Annotated in this window: 19 protein-coding genes; 2 read left to right on the plus strand and 17 right to left on the minus strand. The window is 64.2% G+C overall.

The features are described from left to right. Positions 1–201: 201 nt before the first annotated feature. The 5 genes from H7A85_RS19980 to H7A85_RS20000 are packed head-to-tail and all read right to left on the minus strand — an operon-like array spanning position 202 to position 5,936. Entirely contained in the window at positions 202–606 is a 405-nt protein-coding gene (locus H7A85_RS19980) for a phage tail terminator-like protein (RefSeq protein ID WP_182422297.1), read from the minus strand. Continuing rightward, a complete protein-coding gene (locus H7A85_RS19985; protein ID WP_182422298.1) occupies positions 606–1,205 on the minus strand; it encodes a hypothetical protein in 600 nt (199 codons plus the stop codon). Before H7A85_RS19985 ends, H7A85_RS19980 begins: the two co-directional genes overlap by 1 nt. Further along, positions 1,202–1,783, minus strand: coding sequence for a hypothetical protein (locus H7A85_RS19990; protein WP_182422299.1), 582 nt, complete (start codon positions 1,781–1,783; stop codon positions 1,202–1,204). Before H7A85_RS19990 ends, H7A85_RS19985 begins: the two co-directional genes overlap by 4 nt. Beyond that, positions 1,783–2,568: a hypothetical protein gene (locus H7A85_RS19995; RefSeq protein ID WP_182422300.1), complete on the minus strand. Its 786-nt coding sequence runs from the start codon at positions 2,566–2,568 to the stop codon at positions 1,783–1,785. The genes H7A85_RS19990 and H7A85_RS19995 overlap by 1 nt, the downstream gene beginning before the upstream one ends. After that, complete coding sequence (locus H7A85_RS20000; protein ID WP_182422301.1) at positions 2,565–5,936, minus strand: phage tail length tape measure family protein; 3,372 nt, start codon at positions 5,934–5,936, stop codon at positions 2,565–2,567. The genes H7A85_RS19995 and H7A85_RS20000 overlap by 4 nt, the downstream gene beginning before the upstream one ends. A 296-nt stretch (positions 5,937–6,232) precedes the next feature. Between H7A85_RS20000 and H7A85_RS20005 the strand changes: the two genes are divergently transcribed. After that, positions 6,233–6,595 (plus strand): hypothetical protein, encoded by a 363-nt coding sequence (locus H7A85_RS20005; RefSeq protein WP_182422302.1) that lies wholly within the window; start codon positions 6,233–6,235, stop codon positions 6,593–6,595. 227 nt (positions 6,596–6,822) lie between these two features. Here H7A85_RS20005 and H7A85_RS20010 read toward each other — a convergent pair whose 3' ends face one another. From H7A85_RS20010 to H7A85_RS20950, 12 genes are all read right to left on the minus strand, one after another. Beyond that, positions 6,823–8,433 (minus strand): terminase TerL endonuclease subunit, encoded by a 1,611-nt coding sequence (locus H7A85_RS20010; protein ID WP_182422303.1) that lies wholly within the window; start codon positions 8,431–8,433, stop codon positions 6,823–6,825. Beyond that, positions 8,396–8,791: a phage terminase small subunit P27 family gene (locus H7A85_RS20015; protein ID WP_182422304.1), complete on the minus strand. Its 396-nt coding sequence runs from the start codon at positions 8,789–8,791 to the stop codon at positions 8,396–8,398. The genes H7A85_RS20010 and H7A85_RS20015 overlap by 38 nt, the downstream gene beginning before the upstream one ends. Before the next feature lie 470 nt (positions 8,792–9,261). Beyond that, on the minus strand, positions 9,262–9,621 hold the full coding sequence (locus H7A85_RS20020) for a hypothetical protein (protein WP_182422305.1): 360 nt from the start codon (positions 9,619–9,621) through the stop codon (positions 9,262–9,264). Further along, complete coding sequence (locus H7A85_RS20025) at positions 9,618–10,184, minus strand: hypothetical protein (protein WP_182422306.1); 567 nt, start codon at positions 10,182–10,184, stop codon at positions 9,618–9,620. Before H7A85_RS20025 ends, H7A85_RS20020 begins: the two co-directional genes overlap by 4 nt. A 7-nt stretch (positions 10,185–10,191) precedes the next feature. After that, on the minus strand, positions 10,192–10,596 hold the full coding sequence (locus tag H7A85_RS20030; RefSeq protein WP_182422307.1) for a hypothetical protein: 405 nt from the start codon (positions 10,594–10,596) through the stop codon (positions 10,192–10,194). A gap of 10 nt (positions 10,597–10,606) precedes the next feature. Next, entirely contained in the window at positions 10,607–11,818 is a 1,212-nt protein-coding gene (locus tag H7A85_RS20035; RefSeq protein WP_244631300.1) for a phage major capsid protein, read from the minus strand. After that, positions 11,818–12,357, minus strand: coding sequence for an HK97 family phage prohead protease (locus H7A85_RS20040; protein ID WP_182422308.1), 540 nt, complete (start codon positions 12,355–12,357; stop codon positions 11,818–11,820). Before H7A85_RS20040 ends, H7A85_RS20035 begins: the two co-directional genes overlap by 1 nt. Beyond that, the gene (locus H7A85_RS20045; protein ID WP_182422309.1) at positions 12,354–13,514 is read right to left on the minus strand and encodes a phage portal protein; all 1,161 of its coding nucleotides are present in this window, start codon (positions 13,512–13,514) and stop codon (positions 12,354–12,356) included. Before H7A85_RS20045 ends, H7A85_RS20040 begins: the two co-directional genes overlap by 4 nt. A gap of 683 nt (positions 13,515–14,197) precedes the next feature. Beyond that, on the minus strand, positions 14,198–14,821 hold the full coding sequence (locus H7A85_RS20050) for an Arc family DNA-binding protein (RefSeq protein ID WP_182422310.1): 624 nt from the start codon (positions 14,819–14,821) through the stop codon (positions 14,198–14,200). A 3-nt stretch (positions 14,822–14,824) separates the two neighbouring features. After that, positions 14,825–15,169, minus strand: coding sequence for a hypothetical protein (locus H7A85_RS20055; RefSeq protein ID WP_182422311.1), 345 nt, complete (start codon positions 15,167–15,169; stop codon positions 14,825–14,827). After that, the gene (locus H7A85_RS20060) at positions 15,166–15,681 is read right to left on the minus strand and encodes a hypothetical protein (RefSeq protein ID WP_182422312.1); all 516 of its coding nucleotides are present in this window, start codon (positions 15,679–15,681) and stop codon (positions 15,166–15,168) included. Before H7A85_RS20060 ends, H7A85_RS20055 begins: the two co-directional genes overlap by 4 nt. Before the next feature lie 83 nt (positions 15,682–15,764). Then, on the minus strand, positions 15,765–15,956 hold the full coding sequence (locus H7A85_RS20950; RefSeq protein ID WP_244631301.1) for a helix-turn-helix domain-containing protein: 192 nt from the start codon (positions 15,954–15,956) through the stop codon (positions 15,765–15,767). Between the two features lie 389 nt (positions 15,957–16,345). On the opposite strand from H7A85_RS20950, the gene H7A85_RS20070 reads away from it, so the two are divergent. Beyond that, a complete protein-coding gene (locus H7A85_RS20070; RefSeq protein WP_182422315.1) occupies positions 16,346–17,542 on the plus strand; it encodes a site-specific integrase in 1,197 nt (398 codons plus the stop codon). The last annotated feature ends 107 nt before the right edge of the window (positions 17,543–17,649 follow it).

The raw sequence follows: 17,649 nt of genomic DNA on the forward strand, positions 1-17,649 counted from the left end.
TTCATAACCCGGAGGTCGGCAGTTCAAGTCTGCCCACTGCTACCAAACTTTCACAAGCAAAAACATAAGCTTAGAACTCCACGGCCCACCGCTCTTGAGCGGTCCATGTCGCATGTTGTTGCAATCCAATACCCTTGATTTCCAAGGGGTCCCGCAAGTTGACGGCTAATCCATGCAACATGGTTTGCGACATGGGCGACATCATCCCTCCAACAGGAAGCGGTACGGTACGGCCATGATAAGCCGCACATAGGCTTGGTCGCTCCTGTCGTCATCGAGCACAGCCGGTTGCGGTGCCGCGCACCATACCGGCCCGATCTGCTTCGCGCGAAGTGTGACGGCCATGCCATCGAGCCAGCTTCGCGCCTGTCTGACGCCGAACCCGCGCGGAACGGCGAGCGTCAGTGTGAATGCCCCTTCCTCTTCAAAGTCCGCGCCATCGCCCACGGTCTCCTGTTCCGATCGGCTATATGGGTAGGCGACGACCAGGAACGGCCCGAGGTCCGCCGGCGATTCGCCGTTGTCATCCTCTGCGAGAACGGGGCAGTGCTCGAACGACGCGCGAACATGGGCGTCGATCGTTTCCACAACCAAACTGTGTGCCATCAGACAGGCCTTATGACGATTGCGGGATTGCGGGCGCTGCCGCCTTTGCGGAGCGGGACTTCGCGGAAGGTGAAGCGAACCGTCGCCTCGTCGTCGAACCGCCGTGCGGCAACCGCAGCGACCGCCGCATAGACGCCTTTCGGCGCCTGCTTCGATCGCGCAGGGAGCCCGTCCTTCGGGTCGAGCTTCTTCGCGTAGGGTAGATCGGAAACGATCACATATTCCGCCGCCCCGGTCGGCACCTTGTCGGGTGAGACTTCCACGCCATCGGCGAACACGACATGGCTCGATCGATACGCGCCGGAGAGCTTCGGGCTCCCCAGTTCAAGCTCCCGGATCACCCACGCGACCGCGTTCGTTTCGATATTGAACTCGGCGATCACCACGCCGTCAGGCCGAACGGTTCCGATCGAAGCACCTGGCTTGCCATCGACGGACACACGCGGCGGGCGGATAGTCCGCCCGATCGCCAACTCGTTCTCCGCCTTCGTCTTGGCGATCTGCTCGCGCGCGAAACTCGCCAGCATCCTCGAGCGCGCCTTGGGACTTGTGAACTCGTCGAGGGTGAGAGCGATTTCGCGCTCGAACGGATCGCTCACGACGAGGGGGCGTCACGTTCTGCGGCAGCAAGCCGAATGGCTTGATAGCGCATCGCGCAATCTTCGCGCCAAGCGTCGTCCTTCGGGGCTTCTCCAAAGCCGGGAAACACGAATGCGAGCACCACGTCGGAAAGGTCCTCCAACCATTCGGGTGGCGTCGATCGGTACCCCAGGCGTTGCGCAAATCCCTCCAGGATGGTTGCGACCAGTTTCAGGATCTCCCCGGCATAAGCCGCGCGGGCAGCCGACCAATGAGCATACCCAACATCGCTGGGGTTCGAACCCGCCATGGCGTTGACTGCGCTGATCAGATGCGCCCGCTGTTCGAAGGTTGCCAAGACGGAGGGTATATCCTCCATCACGGTGAGAGATTGAGTCAGGAGACCATTCACCGTGTCGCCGAAGAGCCGCAGGCCAAACGCGGTCCCCAGGGCTCGGGCATCGGTCATGACCGCCACGGTCTGCGCAGCCGTGACGGCCCGCCTTGCCGCAACCACCGATGCGGGCGGCTCGAAGCTGAAGAGTTCGGAGGGAGCGGAGAACGAACCCATCAGGTTGGATTTCAGATCCTTGAGCATCAGGCGGCGACCTTTCTGTTTTGACGTTCCCAGGCGCGGCGCTGCTGCCGGTTCATACCGGCTGGCGGCTCGGCCGGATCAATGACGGGTGCAACGAACGGGGCAGGCTCGATCTCCACGCCCTCGGCGTCATGCCATTCGTGGATGACGCGCTGCGAGACGTCGTCGCGGTTGATTTCAGTCAGGAGGATATGCCCGCCGACGATATGCGAGCTTGCCGGCTCCTTCGTCGGAAGGGGAAGCACCATGCGGCGCTGCGCTTCCATCAAAGGGATGCCGTGCCGGATCGGATCGAACGTCGAGCAATCCCAATGCACACCCGGGCCGCACCCGATCAGGGCGAGGCGGTCGAGTTCGCATTCATCGGGAAGCGGGGCGGCGCTCCCTTCGTCGCTGATCTCGGCCACGGTCCAGGTGTCGTGGAAGACGAGCTGGAAGCCGCGCGGCCGGCGCTTCTCTTCCGACCAGCCGACGATCTGGATCTCGACCTTCGCCTGAAACACATGCTCGCCGAACGCCGCCACCCAACTCGTGTAGAGGTCGCGAACCGCTTGCCCCTCGTCGGCGATCAGGGAATCGATGTCGGCATAGAGCTGGGGCAACCGACCCGCGATCATTTCAGGGACGCGATAGTCGCCGCGCGCCGTCACCGCCATGGCGGCGCCATGCACGGCCGCGCACTTCTCGGCGAAGAAGGACGGCCGGCCGGTGACGCCATGGATGAAGAGGGAATCGGTCAGAACGAGCGCGCGGGCGCGCTGGAGCACGATGTTTATGGCGGTCATGTCGCTTTCCTTTCCGTGGGAATAAGGGTGCCGCATCGGCCGGCAGGAGCGCCGGCTGCGATGCCCATCGGGCCAAGGCCCATGCCGATCGCGCCCAGGCCGCCGGTCAGTGCACCCGATAGGGGGCCGCCCGACACACCGGCGCCGAAAGCACCGAAGGCGTTCATCGCGCCCTTCCCGAACGGGGAATTCAGGAGGTTCTGGAGCTTCCCCCCGACGGTCGAGCCGCTCGAAGGGACGCTCGCATCGAACCGACCAGCCGAATAGCTTTCAGGTGTGCCGATCTTCCGCTGGTAGTCTTCCAAGCCATCCGAGACGCCATCTGCAACGCCCTTTGAAAGGTCGCGCTTGCTGCCGTTGAGGATGCTGTCGGCCTTCGCGTAGTGCGGGGCGAACTGGTGGTCCACCTTGTCGCGGACGCTACCCCAGGTGCCGCCATTCGCCGCGTCCGAAGCGTTGTATCGACCCGGCCGACCCGCGTTGATGGTCGAATACAGGTCGTAGATGTCCATACCGGGCTTGAAGCCGCGATCCTGGAGGTAGGCGACGACCGAGTCCATCTGCTGGGAAAGCGTCTGGCCGATCGCCGCGCCGTACTTGGCCTGCTCGGCCTTCCCGAACTGGATCAGGCCGATATGGTTGTTGTTCGCCCCGCCCCGGATGCTGGTCGAGAACTTGCCCCCGGTCTCGAAGCTGATGACCGCGCCCAGGTCGCGCGCCGATGCGCCGATCCGGTTCGCGCCGTCGCGCAGCACCGATGCCAGGGACGAACTCGCATCCGTCATCTTCGCGGCGGCCGTCACGGTCGGCAGGGCGTACTTGTCCGAGTAGGGATAGCTCGGCGAGGTGAAGTTCGGGCGCGGCGTCGGGATCGGAATGTTCTGGTTGGCGACGGCGCTGATGACGCCCGCCAGCCCCCCGCCGCCTTGCGTCCCGCTGCTCGACTTGGCGCCGAACAGGCTCTCCATGATCTTGTCGAGCCCGGCGGATGCGAACTGCCGGCCGAAGCCGGCGAGCGTCTGGGTGATGGATTTCAGGGCGTCGTCGCCCGCGCCGATGGCGTCGATGAGGTCGAGGAACGCTTCCTTGCCGGCATCCCGCATTTCATAGAACGCGTCATTCGTGGCGTGCAGCCGCTCGTTCAAGCGAAGCTGCGCGGCGTCCGCCCGGCCCTGCGCGCTGTCGAACTCCACCCCGATCGCGCGCAACTGCTCGGCGATGCGCTGATCCTCGGGCGAGCGGGTCGCCTGCTGGCGGTCGAACAAGAGGTCACGCTCGAAGTTCAGGCGCTGGGTCGCATCCGTCAGCCGGCCGATCTCGGCGGCCTGCCGGCGCATTTCGTCGGTGAGTTTGACTTGCCCCTCGTCGAACCCGGCCGCGCGCGCCGCGTCCTTCGCCTGCGCCAGCAACTCGAACTCGGCGCGCAGCCGGGCCACCTCACCGGCGGACTTGCCCACGAGGTCGTATTCCAGTTTCGCCTGTTCGATCTGCCGGTTGGTCGCCAACGCCTGCTGTTGCCCAGCTTCGGCAAGCTGGTGATGGGCCTGCGCCAGACTGAGGGCGCTCGCCTCGGCCGACCGGGCGCTGGCATAGCTCTTGTCGTAGCCGGCGGCGATGGCGTCGTTGTAGGCGCGCTGTCCGGCCGTCGCCGCCTTCTGCGCGGCCGTCACGTCGGTCACGGATGCCAGGTCGAGGGCATACCCGGCCCGGCGGGCTTCCTCGTCGCGGGTCGCCTCCTTCGTGATGAGGGCGAGCGCCGCCTCCTTCTCCTGCTGGAGTGCGGCCACGGCGATGGCGCTGTCGGACGCGCCCTTCAGGGCTTCGATGCGCCGGTCATAGTCCTGCGTCGTCTCGGCGATCTGCCGACGCACCGGGGACAGGTCGAAATTCGCCAGCGCGCGCTTCGCGTCCTCGGCGGCGTCGAGGTATTCCTCGAACCCTCGGCGCTGCTCGCGAAGCTGCTCGCGAAGCGTCTGGCCCGATGCCGGATCGAATCGGTCCGCCGGCCCCGTCACCCCGCCGAAGCGCTCGCGCAGGTCGAACGGGTTTTCGCCGTTCGGATCGGACGTGACGCGTTTGCCCTTGCCGCCGAGCTTCTCCGTCGTCTCGACGATGGCTTTGATCCGCTGCTCCAGTTCGACGGCGGGCGCGATGCCGAGCCGGATGGCCTCGGCGAAGCTGCGCGCATAGGTGTCCGCCTTCGGGTCCATGCGGATTTTCAGCATGGCGGCGGCCATGTCGGCGGCGCCGATCTTGCCGGCCATCAGCTGGCGGTAGAGTTCGCGGATCTCCTCATGGGCTGGCGCCAGCGTTCCCGACCGCGCCCGGAGGATCTGCTCGGGCAGCTTGTCGTTCCAGTTGAGGTCCCGGATGCTTGCCTTCAAATCGTCCTGGAGCTTGCGAACTTCGGCCTGCGTATCCAGCATGGCCGTGGACTGGTTGTTCGCGATGCTGCGCTGCGCCTTGGCGAAATGGTCCTCGGCAGCGGCGCCCGCGCCCTTCCAGCCGTCTTCCAGCCGGCGAACGGCTGTCTCGAAGGATTTAACGCTCTCTTCCGCCGTGCGGGCCGACGGACCCTTCGTCAGGTAGTAGAGCGCGCCGACGGCCGCCGTGACGCCCGCAACGGCATACCCGGCCGCCGGAATGGAACGGGCGAAGCCGGCGATGCTGGAGCCGATCGCCGTCAAGGATCCGCGCACACCCTGCGGACCGTCGCCGAGCGCCTGGACGACCTGACCGCCTTGGGAGGCGATGATCTGAAACGGGCTGGCGCCCATAGCGAGCATCGTCGCCACGTCGTTCAACTGGTAGCCCAGGTTCTGCACCTGACTGCCGGTCAGCTTGATGTTTTGATTGGCGGGAATGATCGAATCGCTCATCTGCTTGAAGCGCTTCGTTGCACCGGCAAGGATAGCGTTCCCCTGATCGATCGTCAGGTTCTTCTGTTCGATCCCCTTCGCAACCCGTGCCTCAACCTCGAGGAATTTCGCGGCGTTCGCATAGCCCGTGTCATAGGTCCGACGCAGGGCTTCGGCGGCGCGCGCATCGCTCAGGGTGCGCTTCTGGAGCGCTTCCGACGCCTTGAGGGCCTCGATCTGGCTCTTACGCAGTTCCGCGGCCATCGGTTTCAGGTCATTGGCGACCTGTCGCGCCATCCGGCCCATCTCGCGTTCCGCCTCGATCGCGGGCTTGAGACCAGCGGCATAGGCGCGATACGCCGCTGGCTCGAGCTGCGCCTTCATCATCTTCAGATGCTCGGCGGTCTTGCTCGTGCTTTGGCCGAACTCCCGAACGTCGGCGGCGCCCTTCACGAGGCCCGACGTGTCGGCGGTGACCGTGAGCTTCTTCTTGACGACGGTCTCGGCCATCACACTACCTCTTCACATGTTATCGAGGGCACATTGCGGGCTGCAACCGCGCACGGTGTGGAACAGTATACCTGCGGTCGATAGGACCGCTTCCACTTGAACACCGATAGGCATGAGGGGCATTCAGCTTCCGGAACTGGTTTCCGACTTGCCTTCCCCTTGCAGACTACGGAGCAAAACCGGGCAGCGGTGCCGTTCTTCTGAATGAAGGTTTCCCCGCACCCCTCACACGCCCGCGCACCGTGCTTCACACGCTCACTAGATCCGCATTTGCGCGAGCAAAACCGGATCGATGGATGCTCGGCGAGGAAGGGCTTGCCACAGGCATCGCAATCCTTGCTGCACTCCTTCAGCTTTTCGATGCGCCGGTCTGCAAGCTTCACCTTATACTCGGCCAGCGAAACCTGCATTCCGAAGAAGGCGTTGCGCTGCTTCGAAGCAGCGGTACCGCAAAGATGGCTGCAATACTTGCTACGCCCCTCTTCGAGCGGATTTCCACATCGCGCGCAGAAGTGACGGTCGATTGCGACGTTCTGCAAATACTCTGCCTGTCCCTCGTACCAAGTGGGGCGAACGGCTCCGAGCCTGCGCAGCGCCTCGGCGACAGCCACATTCGCGGCGGCATCGGCATCCGCCCAGCGCCACCCTTGCTCAACTAGAACCCGCCGGAGACCATGCCGACAGGCGGCTTCATACTGGAAGAGACTCGGGACACCGGTGCGTAGAACGACCATCGCTCCTTCGATGAAATGGTCGAGCTTCCGGCGGTTGAGAGAGCGGGGCTTCGGCCGCACCGCGATCTCCGATTTGACGCGCTCGCGAAGCGTGTCGGCCCGGTCCTGGACTGTACGGAGGTGACGGAGAAGTTCGGGATCTATGTACAGCATCAGAACACCAGCAACCCTTCCGGGCGTGCCCCGATGTCGTTGTAGACGGAGCGCTCGTCGTCCCCGGCTGCGGCTCGCGCGACGGCCATGGCAGCGGCAACCGCACCGTCGATGCGGTCGCGGCTCTTGCCCTTGTGGAACATGCGGTTGCCCGCCTTGTCGGTCTCGACGGATATGTTCTGGAAGTTCCAGCGAAGGACGGGATGGCCCCCATGCTGGAAGCCTCCACCGACGATCGCCCGCTCCAACTCCTTCACGGCGGGCGCCATCGTGACCCAGCCCTGGCGCATCTCGACGGCCGGGAAGCCGTCCTCGAGGAGGTTGTTCAACATGTTGCGGGCGAGGTGCGGATCGAAGGCGATCTCGCGCACGTCGAAGCGGTCGCAAAGGTCGCGGATCTCGTCTTCCACGCGCCGGAAGTCGACGACGTTGCCGGGCGTCGGCGTGATGTGCCGATCTTCCGCCCAGGTCGTATAGGGAACCCCGTCGAGCTCGGAGCGCTTGCGCAGGTTGTCGGCCGGGCAGAAGAACCACGGAACCACGATGAAGCCGTCGCCATCGTCGCGGAACGCGGCAACGATCACGGTCAGATCCGAGTTCGACGACAGGTCGACCCCGAGCCAGCATGGCTGTCTCGCCAAAGCGTCGAGATCGATCGGCGCGGCGCCGTCGTCGTATACGTCCATATCGACGAACGGGTCCGACGAGTGATCAAGCCAGACGTTCAGATGCAGTTGGCGGAACGCCTCGCGGTCGCCGGGGCGGCTTAGCGCCTCGCGCGCCAACGCCCTGAGGCCATGAATGTCCGGGAAGCCGTCAGCAAGGCCGGGATTGACTTCGCGCCACACGGCCTCGTCTTGCCAGTCGGCATCTTTGCCGGCCTCGAAGATGACGGAGACATAGGAGGGGTCGTCGATCTCGCCCGACTGCACCTTCCGGGCATAGTCCACGATGCTCCAGGCGATGTTTTCCTGACCGCGCCCCGCCGTCGAAATCACGACCATCAGCGAGCCTGGAACTTTCACGAGCCCGGTTCGCAGAACGTCCCACAGCTCGCGGCTTTTCCAGGCGTGCAGCTCGTCGGCGAGCGCGAATGTCGGGGTGCGGCCGTGCTGCGTTCCCGCGTCGGCCGAGATCGCCTCCAGCGTCGTTCCGCTCTTCGGATGGGTGATCCTGTTCCGGTAATCCTGGAACCCCAGCACCGCCTTGAACCGCTCATCCTGCCCGAGGATGCCGACCGCTTCCTCATAGGCGATTCGCGCCTGCTTCTTGTCGGACGCGGCGCACAGAATCTGTCCGCCAGGAATGCGCTCGAAACCGATCGTATGCAGGAGCGCGAGCGCCGCACCGAGGCTGGTCTTGCGGTTGCCGCGCGGCAGGAGAATGACGACGGTGCGCGCCAGCCGGCGTCCCTCGTCGTCGCAAGGGCCGTAGATTTTGCGGACGATGCGCTCCTGCCAGAGCGGCAGCTCGAACGCCTTACCCGGCAGGCGGCTCTTCGGATGCTTCAAGCCGCGCAGGAACTGGACGGCTCGCTCGCCGTAGCCGAACGGGTCGGGGATTTCGCTGCCGTCAGAGATCCAGCTGGGAGAAGAGGTCGTTTTGACCACCGCCTTCCTCCTTTCCGCGATGCGCAGGGCGCGAGCGAGCCGAAGGCGTCAGGCCAAGCTCGGCGGCCAGCTGGCGCGCCGTCGAGGTGAGTTTGTCCTGCATGCGGATCTTCTTGAGGTCGATCCCGTCGCCATCCGACTGGATCACACGCTCCAGGTGCCGGGATCGCCCGACGGCAACGCAGTAATTCTCCAGCGAAGCCATATCGGCAGCGGTCAGCACCCGCCGCTCGGCGAGAATGGGATAGACGCGCTCCCATTCCTCGCGGGCGTCTTCACTCATCCAACCTGGTGCGTCGGAAGCCGTCGGAAGGGGCCGCTCGTTTGAGACGACGAGGTGAGGTTTCACTCCCCGCATGGGTCAACCCCATGCTTGCAAATGGAAAAATCCATTTGGGCTCTATCTCGCGGAAGGGACCCCTGTCGGTCTCCCCCCCTAATCCCGAGGTTTCGACCCTCCCCCCCGGCCTCGCGGGTCCGCGCGCCCGATCGGGCGAAGCCCTGGTCGCGGGCGGTCCGCTGGGAGTGGTGCGGCTTGCAGAAGGGGCGCAGGTTCGACCACGACAGGCGCAGGTCGGGCCTCTCGGCCACGCTGAGGACGTGATCTGCCTCGGTGGAGGGCTTATTGCAGCCGGGCGAGCAACAGAACGGGTGCGCCTTCAGGAAGTCAGCACGAACGCGCTTCCACGCCGGATCATAGCCACGCGCAGCCGCAGAGGGACGCGCCGCGTCAGCCTCCGCCTTGCGCTTGGTACGGCAGGGGCAGACAGCGCCGCTGGCGACCGTCTTGCCACATGCGCAGATGCGGGGAGCGCGAACCGGCATCGGTCAGGCTCCCGCCAACCGGCACTGATAGGCGATCGGAACGCCAGCCAGCCGGCGCGTGCCGTTGTCCACCTCTGCCACCGTGAGGGTGCGACCGTTCCATAGGATCCGCGCACCCTTGACGATGCCCGAGGCATAAGGCGTGGAGGCTAGGTCCTCATGCAGGATGATCGCCTTGCGCATCCCTGCCGTGATGCCGCCCGCGACCTCAACCGGCTGATACTCCATGATGCGAGCCCGCGAAGGCCCCGCGAGCGGAGGCGTGGGGCTGTTCGCCACGGGAGCGGACTGGATCACGACAGCCTCGCCGTGCCGGTCCATGGCTCGGCGATAAGCTGCGATGATCGCATCGACGCAGCTCATAGCGCCACCGGCACACGGTAAGCTGCGAGCGGCGCGGTGATGGCGTTGATGGTCGAGCCCGACCCGAAGAAGGAGAGGTTCGAGACCCCATCCACGTCCTCGGAGCGGATGGACATGTCCCGGCTACGGCTGTGCCAGTCGTTCTTGGCAAGCTCGATCACGACACGCTCGATGTCGTGGGGAAGATCGCGCCCATCCTGACCGGGCAGGACGTAGCCTGCCGTATACTCGACCACGACGCGACCGAAGGCGCCTGTGAGAACGCCATGGTCGAGGTCGTAACGGTCATCCTCCATCTCGGCCCCGTTGGCCGTGACGCTATGGATCTCGACGATCGGCCAGCGGGACAGGGTGACACTCCCGCCGAGGCGCACGACACCCGAAGAGGTCTCCCGAACCCGTTCCCGTGCGAACGAGCGCCCGCACAGGGTTTCGACCGTCGCCGAGGCGCGCAGGATCATCTCCATCAGGAGTGCATCCTGATCGGGCGCGCCAAGCTCGCGCTTCACGGCCTCAAGGGTCGTGAGCGCCTTGCTTTCCGAGGGATCGACGACGGTCAGCATGTGGCCCTCAGACGACGCGAGAGCCGGCGGGGCTGTTGCGAGCCCGCGACAGGAGGACCGTGACCCCGACCACAGCGCCAGTCGCCGGGGAACCGCTCACCACGGCTTGCGCCCGGAGGTATCGAGCATCGCCGTTGTAAACGACCGTCGTCGACTTGTTCGCGAGCCCGGCTGCGTTGACGACGGGCGCCGCCTCCGAGAGGTTCGCCGCCGCAATCGCAGCCCAGTTGGTGCCGTCGGTCGACTCCTGAAGCACGACGGTATGGGTCCCGTCGGTCCAGTTTCCCGTCGTGACCAGGAAGCTTGCAGCTTCATGGCCGAGACGATCGACCACCGCGCCCGTCGCGGTTGCCGCCCGAAGATTGGGGGCGAGCGAAACGACGGGGGTGATAGCCTTGGGGATCTGACGCATCGGGTTGCCCTCAGTTGATGTTGAGCTTGCGGACGGCGTCGGGGCGAACGACCCCACCACCCACACGGCGACGGGCGTGGAAGCGGACGAGGCCGTTCACCTGCTGGGTGTAGGGGTCACGCAGGACCGTCAGCCCGACACGGTCGAGGATGCGGTAAGCGGCTCCGATGTCGCCGTAGACGACCGGGCTCGTTCCCGGGCCTGCGTTGAGCGCCGGCATATCGGCCGATTCCAGAACGGGGCGGCCAAGCAGAGTGGCGGGTTCACCCTCGCGGATGGAATCCATCCACATGTAGTTCCCGCCGGCATCCTTGAGCTTCCGAATGAAGGCGATCGTGGTGCCGTTCATGAGGAAGGCGCCGGTGTTCCGGTACTGCACCGCCACGTCGTAGATCAGCGAGATGAGCGCATCGCCCAGGTCCTTGCTGTTGGCGGCTGCGGCCGAGATCGGGATGCCGGTCACGCTCGTGTCGTTCAGGATGCCGACCGGCTTCTTCACCCCGTCGCCGATGACGAAAGCCTCGCCCTCGAGACGGCCGAATTCCTCCGCGAAGTCGGCGGAAAGCTCGGCCTCCATGTTGACCGCGGCGTCTTCCAGAAGCCGGTTCGACACATCGACGTAGCAGGCCATTTCATGGACCGGCAGTTCGATCTGGCCATAGGTCGGCTCGGTGGCGGGGCGCGTTTCGACCTCGCCCACCCACTTCGCGGTGATGCGCCCGGTACGCTTCGGCAGAATGATTGCCCCGGACGAAACCGACGTGACGCGAGCGGCGGCACGAATGGGGCTGATGCGCACCAGCTCCTTGAGGATCGTGGCCTCGAACTGATCGGGGGCAAGGTAGCCGCCCGCGACCTGGCTATCCGTGCGCAACGCGCGCACTTCGTCGGCGCCGAGAAGTTCACGTCCGCGACGAACGAACGTGTCGAAGGCGCGCACCTCCAGCGCGGGGCCGGTCGTCTGATCGTTGCCACCACCGCCACCGGGCCGGTTCAGGCGGGTCTCCAGCGACGTGAGGCGATCGGTCAGACCGCGCACTTCCGTCGCGTGGCGCTCGGCCGCTGCCGTCTGCTCGGTGCGGAAGTTCTCGTTCGCGGAGCGAAGCTCTTCCACGGCAGCGGTTGCGGCGGCCAGCGGATCGTCGTTGCCTTCGTCGCGGGTTTCCAACCCGGCGCAAAGGGCGGCGGCGCTGGCGGCCGACATGAGGGCATGGTTCTTCATCAACGGATCTCCAACGAGCGCGACGCCTTCCGGCAGGCTTCGACGAAGGCCGCCGCGCTCGACGAGCGGCCGTGTGCGGAATGGATGGTCTTGATGCGGGCCTTGGCCGCTGCGGGCAGGCCGACGACGCTGATCTCGACGAGATCGATATCGGTAAGGACCCGACCGCCGTTCGCGCTCCGCGCATCGGCACGGGCGCGGAAGCCGATCGACAGGCCGTTGAAGGCTCCCGCCTTCACCAAGGCGCGGGCCTCGGCGCCGGCAACCGTGTCGAGAATGAAGCGACCGCGAACCGAAAGGCCCTTGTCGGTCTCGACGATGTCTTCCCAAACGCCGATGATCAGGCGGGGGTCGTGATCGCGCAGCATCAGCGGCCGGGTCCCGGCGCGCTTGTGTTCGGCCAGGGTCCGCTTGAAGGCGCCGAAGCGGATCGTCTCGCCGTAGCTGTTGGGTTCGGAATGGATGGCGGCCAGCCCCGTGAAGGAACCGGCCTCGTCGGGAGCGGCAAAGCGAACCGCAAGGTCGAGATGATCGGTCACGAGGCGGCTCCCTTGCCTTCGTCGGAAGGATTGGCCACAGGCTCGCCGCTGGACGTGTTGGGGTTCGCGAAGACGTCGCCGCCGTCGTAGGGCGGGCGGTTTTCCATCGCCCGAACCTCGTTCGGGTTGAGGACGCGGGACGCGATCGCCTTCGAATAGGCTTCGAAGCGCTTGGCGATGTCGGCCCGAACGAGATCGTCGAGCAGGAACTCCACCGAGAAACGCTTGCGCTCTTCCGCGTCGAAAAGCTTGAGCCGAAGCTCGCCCTGCCACGCCTTCACCCAGCGCATCAGGCCGAACTGGACGAAGCTCGCGCCCATCTCTTCCGTGTTGCCCCACGTCGCCCGGCCCAGCTCGAACAGCATGTGCGGGGGGACGCGGAAGATCCGGGCAATCTCGGTGATGACGTGCTGCCACAGTTCCAGGAACTGCGCATCGACCGACGAGAACGTCAGCGCCGTGAAGCTGCCGCCTTCTTCCAAAACGGCCGTCCCGCCCGCGTTGTTGCCGCCGGCATGGCTGGCGTTCCACGAGGCTTTGATGCGCGGCGCGGTCTCGGCGCCCAGCTTGTTCGGGAAGGTCAGGATACCGGAAGGCCGCGCGCCGTTGGCGAAGAGCTTCGCGGCATGCTGTTCCATCACCAGCGCGAGCGAGATGGCTTCCCGGCCGAGCGTGACCGGGCTTTCGCCCGACATGCCGTCGAGGCTGGGCGCCTTGATGTGGAGGATGTCCCGGCGGTCGATGTAGCGCTGACGCCCGGCTTCGGTGATCTTGTAAAGGGGTTCGCCCGTGTTCCGGTCGCGCTCCACAGCCATGGAAACCGGATCGAGGCGGACGAACTCGCGCAGGGCGCCGTTCGTGCGGTTGATGAACGCGAAGCCGTCGCCGTGCAGGAGCGCGTCCCGCGTCACCTGCTCGAAGAAGTCGGAGGACGAGGTCCAGTCATTCGCCTCGTCATGGACGAGGGCATAGGCTGGATGGTCGGTGGCCCGCTCCCGCGATCCGTCGCGGCTTTTCTCGAAGACGTGGATGGGAAGTTGCCCGATCGCTTCGGCGATCGTCTGGACCGCGCATCGAACCGGAGTGGAACGCATGGCGGTGGCGGGCGTGACCGCGATCCCGGCGGCGGCAGCGTGGGCGCCGAAGACTTCGAGCAAGCGGGGATCGGTGAGGCCGTAACCACGCGGCGCGTCACGACGCAGCCACGCTCCAATCCTGTTTCCGATCCAACTCGACACGCTCGGCCCCTCAACTTCAGGGCCATAATATTCAACAGTTCAATCGCCAATGCACCAAGTAGTTATCTGTAGTAAATGACATTCGCTGTGGCTGAATTGTATTACAGGTCGTCTTAGCGCATTGGAGGGGAATAGATGGAACAGAAAAAACCGTGAGAAATCAGAAACCGGGGTTTTTTGTACCGCTAGGGGACGTAGCAAGTTCGGGAAAACGCTTGCTCCCCAAATCTGAAAATCACAAAACCCTTATTTTGCAGGGGTTTGGACCGCTAGGGACGCTAGGGAGGCAAAGTCCGAAGTTCCGCATGAGGGAGGATTTCGGACTTGAAACGGATCGACCTCGCTGAAATGAGATCGATCGCGCGCACATGGGAAACCCTGGAGCTTGCCTCCCTAGCGTCCCTAGCGGTCCAAACCCCTGCAAAACAAGGATTTCGCCCGTCGTGGATTTGGGTCGGAAGCCGATCTCACGATCCGCTTGCGTCCCCACGTACCCAAAACCGACGCTTGAGACAGCAAACCTGTCTTTCGCAGGTCGGCCCCGAACGGGGTGCGGGGCCGAGAGGCAAGTCGACAAGCCGCGAACGTAGCACGTTCGGCGGTCAGGAGGAAGCCGGAAGCGAAGCCTTAAGGCGTAGGCCGACATGAACGGCGCCGCCGCTCTTTCGCTTCCGAACGCCGAGGTTGACGACGTATCGACCGAAGCTTGAGGGCTTCGCGACGGGCGCTCCCTCGGCGTGAGCCCATAATGTGTAGGCCTCGCGCAGAGCAGCCGACGGGATCTCTGCCTTCGGATCGACCTCGCAGCACTCATGGAGGAAACGCTCGATCCACGCCTTGATGGGCAGCGCTCCCCGCTTTTCGTCGCGAACTTGCCAGGAGGTGCGGAGGTCTGGAAGGCCGAGCTTCGGCCAAAGTTCCTGCGCTGACGCCGCTCCAAAGATCCGCATTGTCTGCCCAACCACGGCGACAAGGCGTTCCAACGTATCGAGGTCAATCTCTCCGAAAAGATCGCCTTGCGTTGGCGTTGGTAGGCGGACAATCGGCTTACCGTTTTGTTCGCCCGTTGCCGCGATCGAATGTCGCTCAAGGCGATGAATGATCTCGGCGTTCAGTGATCTGTTTGCAGATTGAGCCGCCTCCTTGAGCTTACCCCTCATGCCATCGGGAAGCCGGAGCGTGTATTTGTCATCGGACCGAGCGGTCCCTTCATTTACAGGCGCCATCCTTCAAGCACCTTCCATCGAAGCCAAGAGGCAGACGATATCCGATGAGCTTGGAGCCGAGCCGTACCAAGGACCGAGCGGATCGCAAAAGAGATACCGGAGGCGCATCGCATTGGCTCGCTGCGAAAGCGGACGCCAACGCAAGATCGCGTTCAGCGCCGATCGCTCAATACGGTCGACGGACGACAGTTCCGACCGATCGTCGTCTACCCCCTCGATCGCATCTTGCGCCTGCGCATCGAACGCATCGCCCAACGCAAGCACCGCGACCCGATGCGCCTCAATTCGCGTGCAGAGATCAGCGAGGTTTCCGAGATGGTCGGACCCGACAAAGGTCGTGCGGCTCATGAACGATCCTCCGCCGGGTCCGCTAGACGTTCATCGACATTCACCCAAGGATCCAGGTAAGACGACGGGAACCCCTCCCACATCAGTTGAGCAACAGATTCCGACGAATGCTGCTCCACAACGCTGAGCGCTGAGAAGAGAAGCCGCGCCATCCTGCGATGCAGAAGGTCCCGGCGATGCCCGAATTCGTCGGGGATGAAATCGAAAATCTCATCCAGGCGATTGATGACGAGCCCAATTTGCACGGCCGCACCTTCAATCGAAACGGCACGGGTCGAGCTAATCAGATCGCAGACGGCGTCCTCGCCGTCGTGGGCATTCTCTCTGGCCTCGTCATAATAGCCCGCTTCCGACACCCTGAGAGCGCGTCGGCTTTCACGGCCGCGACGATCTTGGCTGAGCCAGTCTGTCCGGAAAGCTGCCGCGAGACGCGCCAATCCGATAACCGGGCAGGAAGAATCCGAAAGGCTTGCCGCGCCAGCGGACGCAGTAGTATGATGCTCCTCGTTCACAGCTTTCTCCTGGTAGGGATTGTTGAGACCAAGGCTCGGAGGGGTTGCCGCCTCTGCCGAGCCTTTTTCACGCCGCATTGCCACTACGAAGCTTTGCCGGTGAACACTGCGGCCAATTCGGCGCGTTCGATCACCCAGCGCCCGCCCACTTTCCGGGCTGGCAGCTCCCCATTATCAAGCATCGCGAACGTCTGCCGCCGAGTGCGCCTGATGACCTTTGCGATCTCCTCGGCCCCCCAAAGAAGGTCTAGGGAATTATCGGTACTATCCGTCATTTTCGTAACCCGCCGTTAATGGTGACACCACTATGGTGCGACACCGTAATGGTGTCAAGACATGGTGTCATTTTAGTGCTACGCACTGCCTTGGCAGGAACCAGGAGGATCGATGGAAGAACAGGAAGTTCGGATCACATTGCGTTTGCCGCAGGGCCTTCGCGATAGGCTCACGGTCGCATCGGAAGCGAACAAGCGTTCAATGAATGCGGAAATCGTCTGGCGCATTCAGGACTCATTTGACGGACCCCACGTTGGGGAACGCAATCAGAAAGCTCTTATGGAGGCCCTTCTCCGCGAGATGGAGAAGCATGAGTTCAACATTCGTCGGTTGTCCGACGAAGAGCTGCGAATTGAACTCGCAAGGCGAGGCGCGGGGGAGCAGTAGGATGTCGGTACGCAAACGTGCCTGGACAACACCCAAGGGCGAAGCGAAAACCGCTTGGGTCGTCGACTACACCGACACCACCGGCAAGCGCCGTCTCAAGACGTTCCAGCGAAAAAAGGAAGCCGACCAGTTCGCCGCAACCACAACGGTTGAAGTGATCGACGGAACCCATATCGCAGCTGGGGCAAGCGCCACGATCGCAGCTGCCGGCAAGCTGTGGCTTCTGAGTGTGGACGCGGCAGGCCTCGAGCGCACGTCGGCAGCGAGCTACGAAAGCCACCTGCGTTTGCACATTGTGCCCTTCCTCGGCGACACGAAGCTATCGAGCCTGACGATCCCCAACGTTCGTGCCTTCGAAGACCAACTACGCGAGGCGGGACGCTCCCAAGCGATGATCAAGAAGGTACTGGTGTCCCTCGGAACGCTGATTGCCGATGCGCAGGAGCGCGGGCTCGTGAACCGCAACGTCATCCGCGACGTTCGTGGCCGTCGCCGCGGCACCGATCGGCGCCAAGAGAAGCGCCAGCGCGGCAAGCTTAAGGTCGGCGTCGATATTCCGACGCGCGACGAAATCCGGGCGCTGGTCAACTCGCTGGAAGGCCGCTGGCGCCCGATCATTCTGACGGCCGTCTTCACCGGCCTGCGCGCATCCGAACTGCGCGGCTTGCGCTGGAGCGACGTGAACATGGATCGCCGCGAGATCCGCGTCCATCAGCGCGCCGATCGCTACAACGAGATCGGAGCCCCGAAGTCCGCATCGGGCGAGCGCACGGTCCCTGCCCCGCCGATCGTCGTCAACGCGCTGAGGGAGTGGAAGCTCGCCTGCCCGAAAGGCGACCTAGGACTCGTGTTTCCGAACGGCTCGGGAAAGGTCGAGCAGCTGCCGAACATCGTGCGGCGCGGCCTACAACCGGCAATGATCGCCGCCGGTATCACCGTGCCGACAACGAAGCTGGACGAGGAAGGCAACCCGATCCTCGCGCCCAAATACAAGGGCATGCACTCCCTGAGACATTGGTTCGCCTCCTGGTGCATCAATCGGAAAGAGGACGGCGGCTTGGCGCTCCCGCCGAAAACGGTTCAAGACCGCATGGGTCACTCAACGATCGCGCTCACGATGGACCGTTATTCCCATCTGTTCCCGAAGGCAGACGACGCCGACGAAATGGCCGCTGCGGAGGCCAGCCTCCTCGGCTGACGCAACATGGACGCAACATGCCGGGCTAAATTCGTTGCAGCACAAGGGTTGCAATCAGCTTCATAACCCGGAGGTCGGCAGTTCAAGTCTGCCCACTGCTACCAAAC

This window comes from Aureimonas sp. ME7 (assembly GCF_903970965.1).
Taxonomy (GTDB): domain Bacteria; phylum Pseudomonadota; class Alphaproteobacteria; order Rhizobiales; family Rhizobiaceae; genus Aureimonas.

Coding starts and splice junctions, on each gene's coding strand:
- H7A85_RS20055 (WP_182422311.1), bottom strand. CDS start 15,169: ATGAGCCGCACGACCTTTGTCGGGTCCGACCATCTCGGAAACCTCGCT.
- H7A85_RS20035 (WP_244631300.1), bottom strand. CDS start 11,818: ATGAAGAACCATGCCCTCATGTCGGCCGCCAGCGCCGCCGCCCTTTGC.
- H7A85_RS20000 (WP_182422301.1), bottom strand. CDS start 5,936: ATGGCCGAGACCGTCGTCAAGAAGAAGCTCACGGTCACCGCCGACACG.
- H7A85_RS20950 (WP_244631301.1), bottom strand. CDS start 15,956: ATGACGGATAGTACCGATAATTCCCTAGACCTTCTTTGGGGGGCCGAG.
- H7A85_RS20070 (WP_182422315.1), top strand. CDS start 16,346: ATGTCGGTACGCAAACGTGCCTGGACAACACCCAAGGGCGAAGCGAAA.
- H7A85_RS20015 (WP_182422304.1), bottom strand. CDS start 8,791: ATGCGGGGAGTGAAACCTCACCTCGTCGTCTCAAACGAGCGGCCCCTT.
- H7A85_RS19995 (WP_182422300.1), bottom strand. CDS start 2,568: ATGACCGCCATAAACATCGTGCTCCAGCGCGCCCGCGCGCTCGTTCTG.
- H7A85_RS19990 (WP_182422299.1), bottom strand. CDS start 1,783: ATGCTCAAGGATCTGAAATCCAACCTGATGGGTTCGTTCTCCGCTCCC.
- H7A85_RS20020 (WP_182422305.1), bottom strand. CDS start 9,621: ATGAGCTGCGTCGATGCGATCATCGCAGCTTATCGCCGAGCCATGGAC.
- H7A85_RS20050 (WP_182422310.1), bottom strand. CDS start 14,821: ATGGCGCCTGTAAATGAAGGGACCGCTCGGTCCGATGACAAATACACG.
- H7A85_RS20025 (WP_182422306.1), bottom strand. CDS start 10,184: ATGCTGACCGTCGTCGATCCCTCGGAAAGCAAGGCGCTCACGACCCTT.
- H7A85_RS20030 (WP_182422307.1), bottom strand. CDS start 10,596: ATGCGTCAGATCCCCAAGGCTATCACCCCCGTCGTTTCGCTCGCCCCC.
- H7A85_RS20005 (WP_182422302.1), top strand. CDS start 6,233: ATGCTCGGCGAGGAAGGGCTTGCCACAGGCATCGCAATCCTTGCTGCA.
- H7A85_RS19980 (WP_182422297.1), bottom strand. CDS start 606: ATGGCACACAGTTTGGTTGTGGAAACGATCGACGCCCATGTTCGCGCG.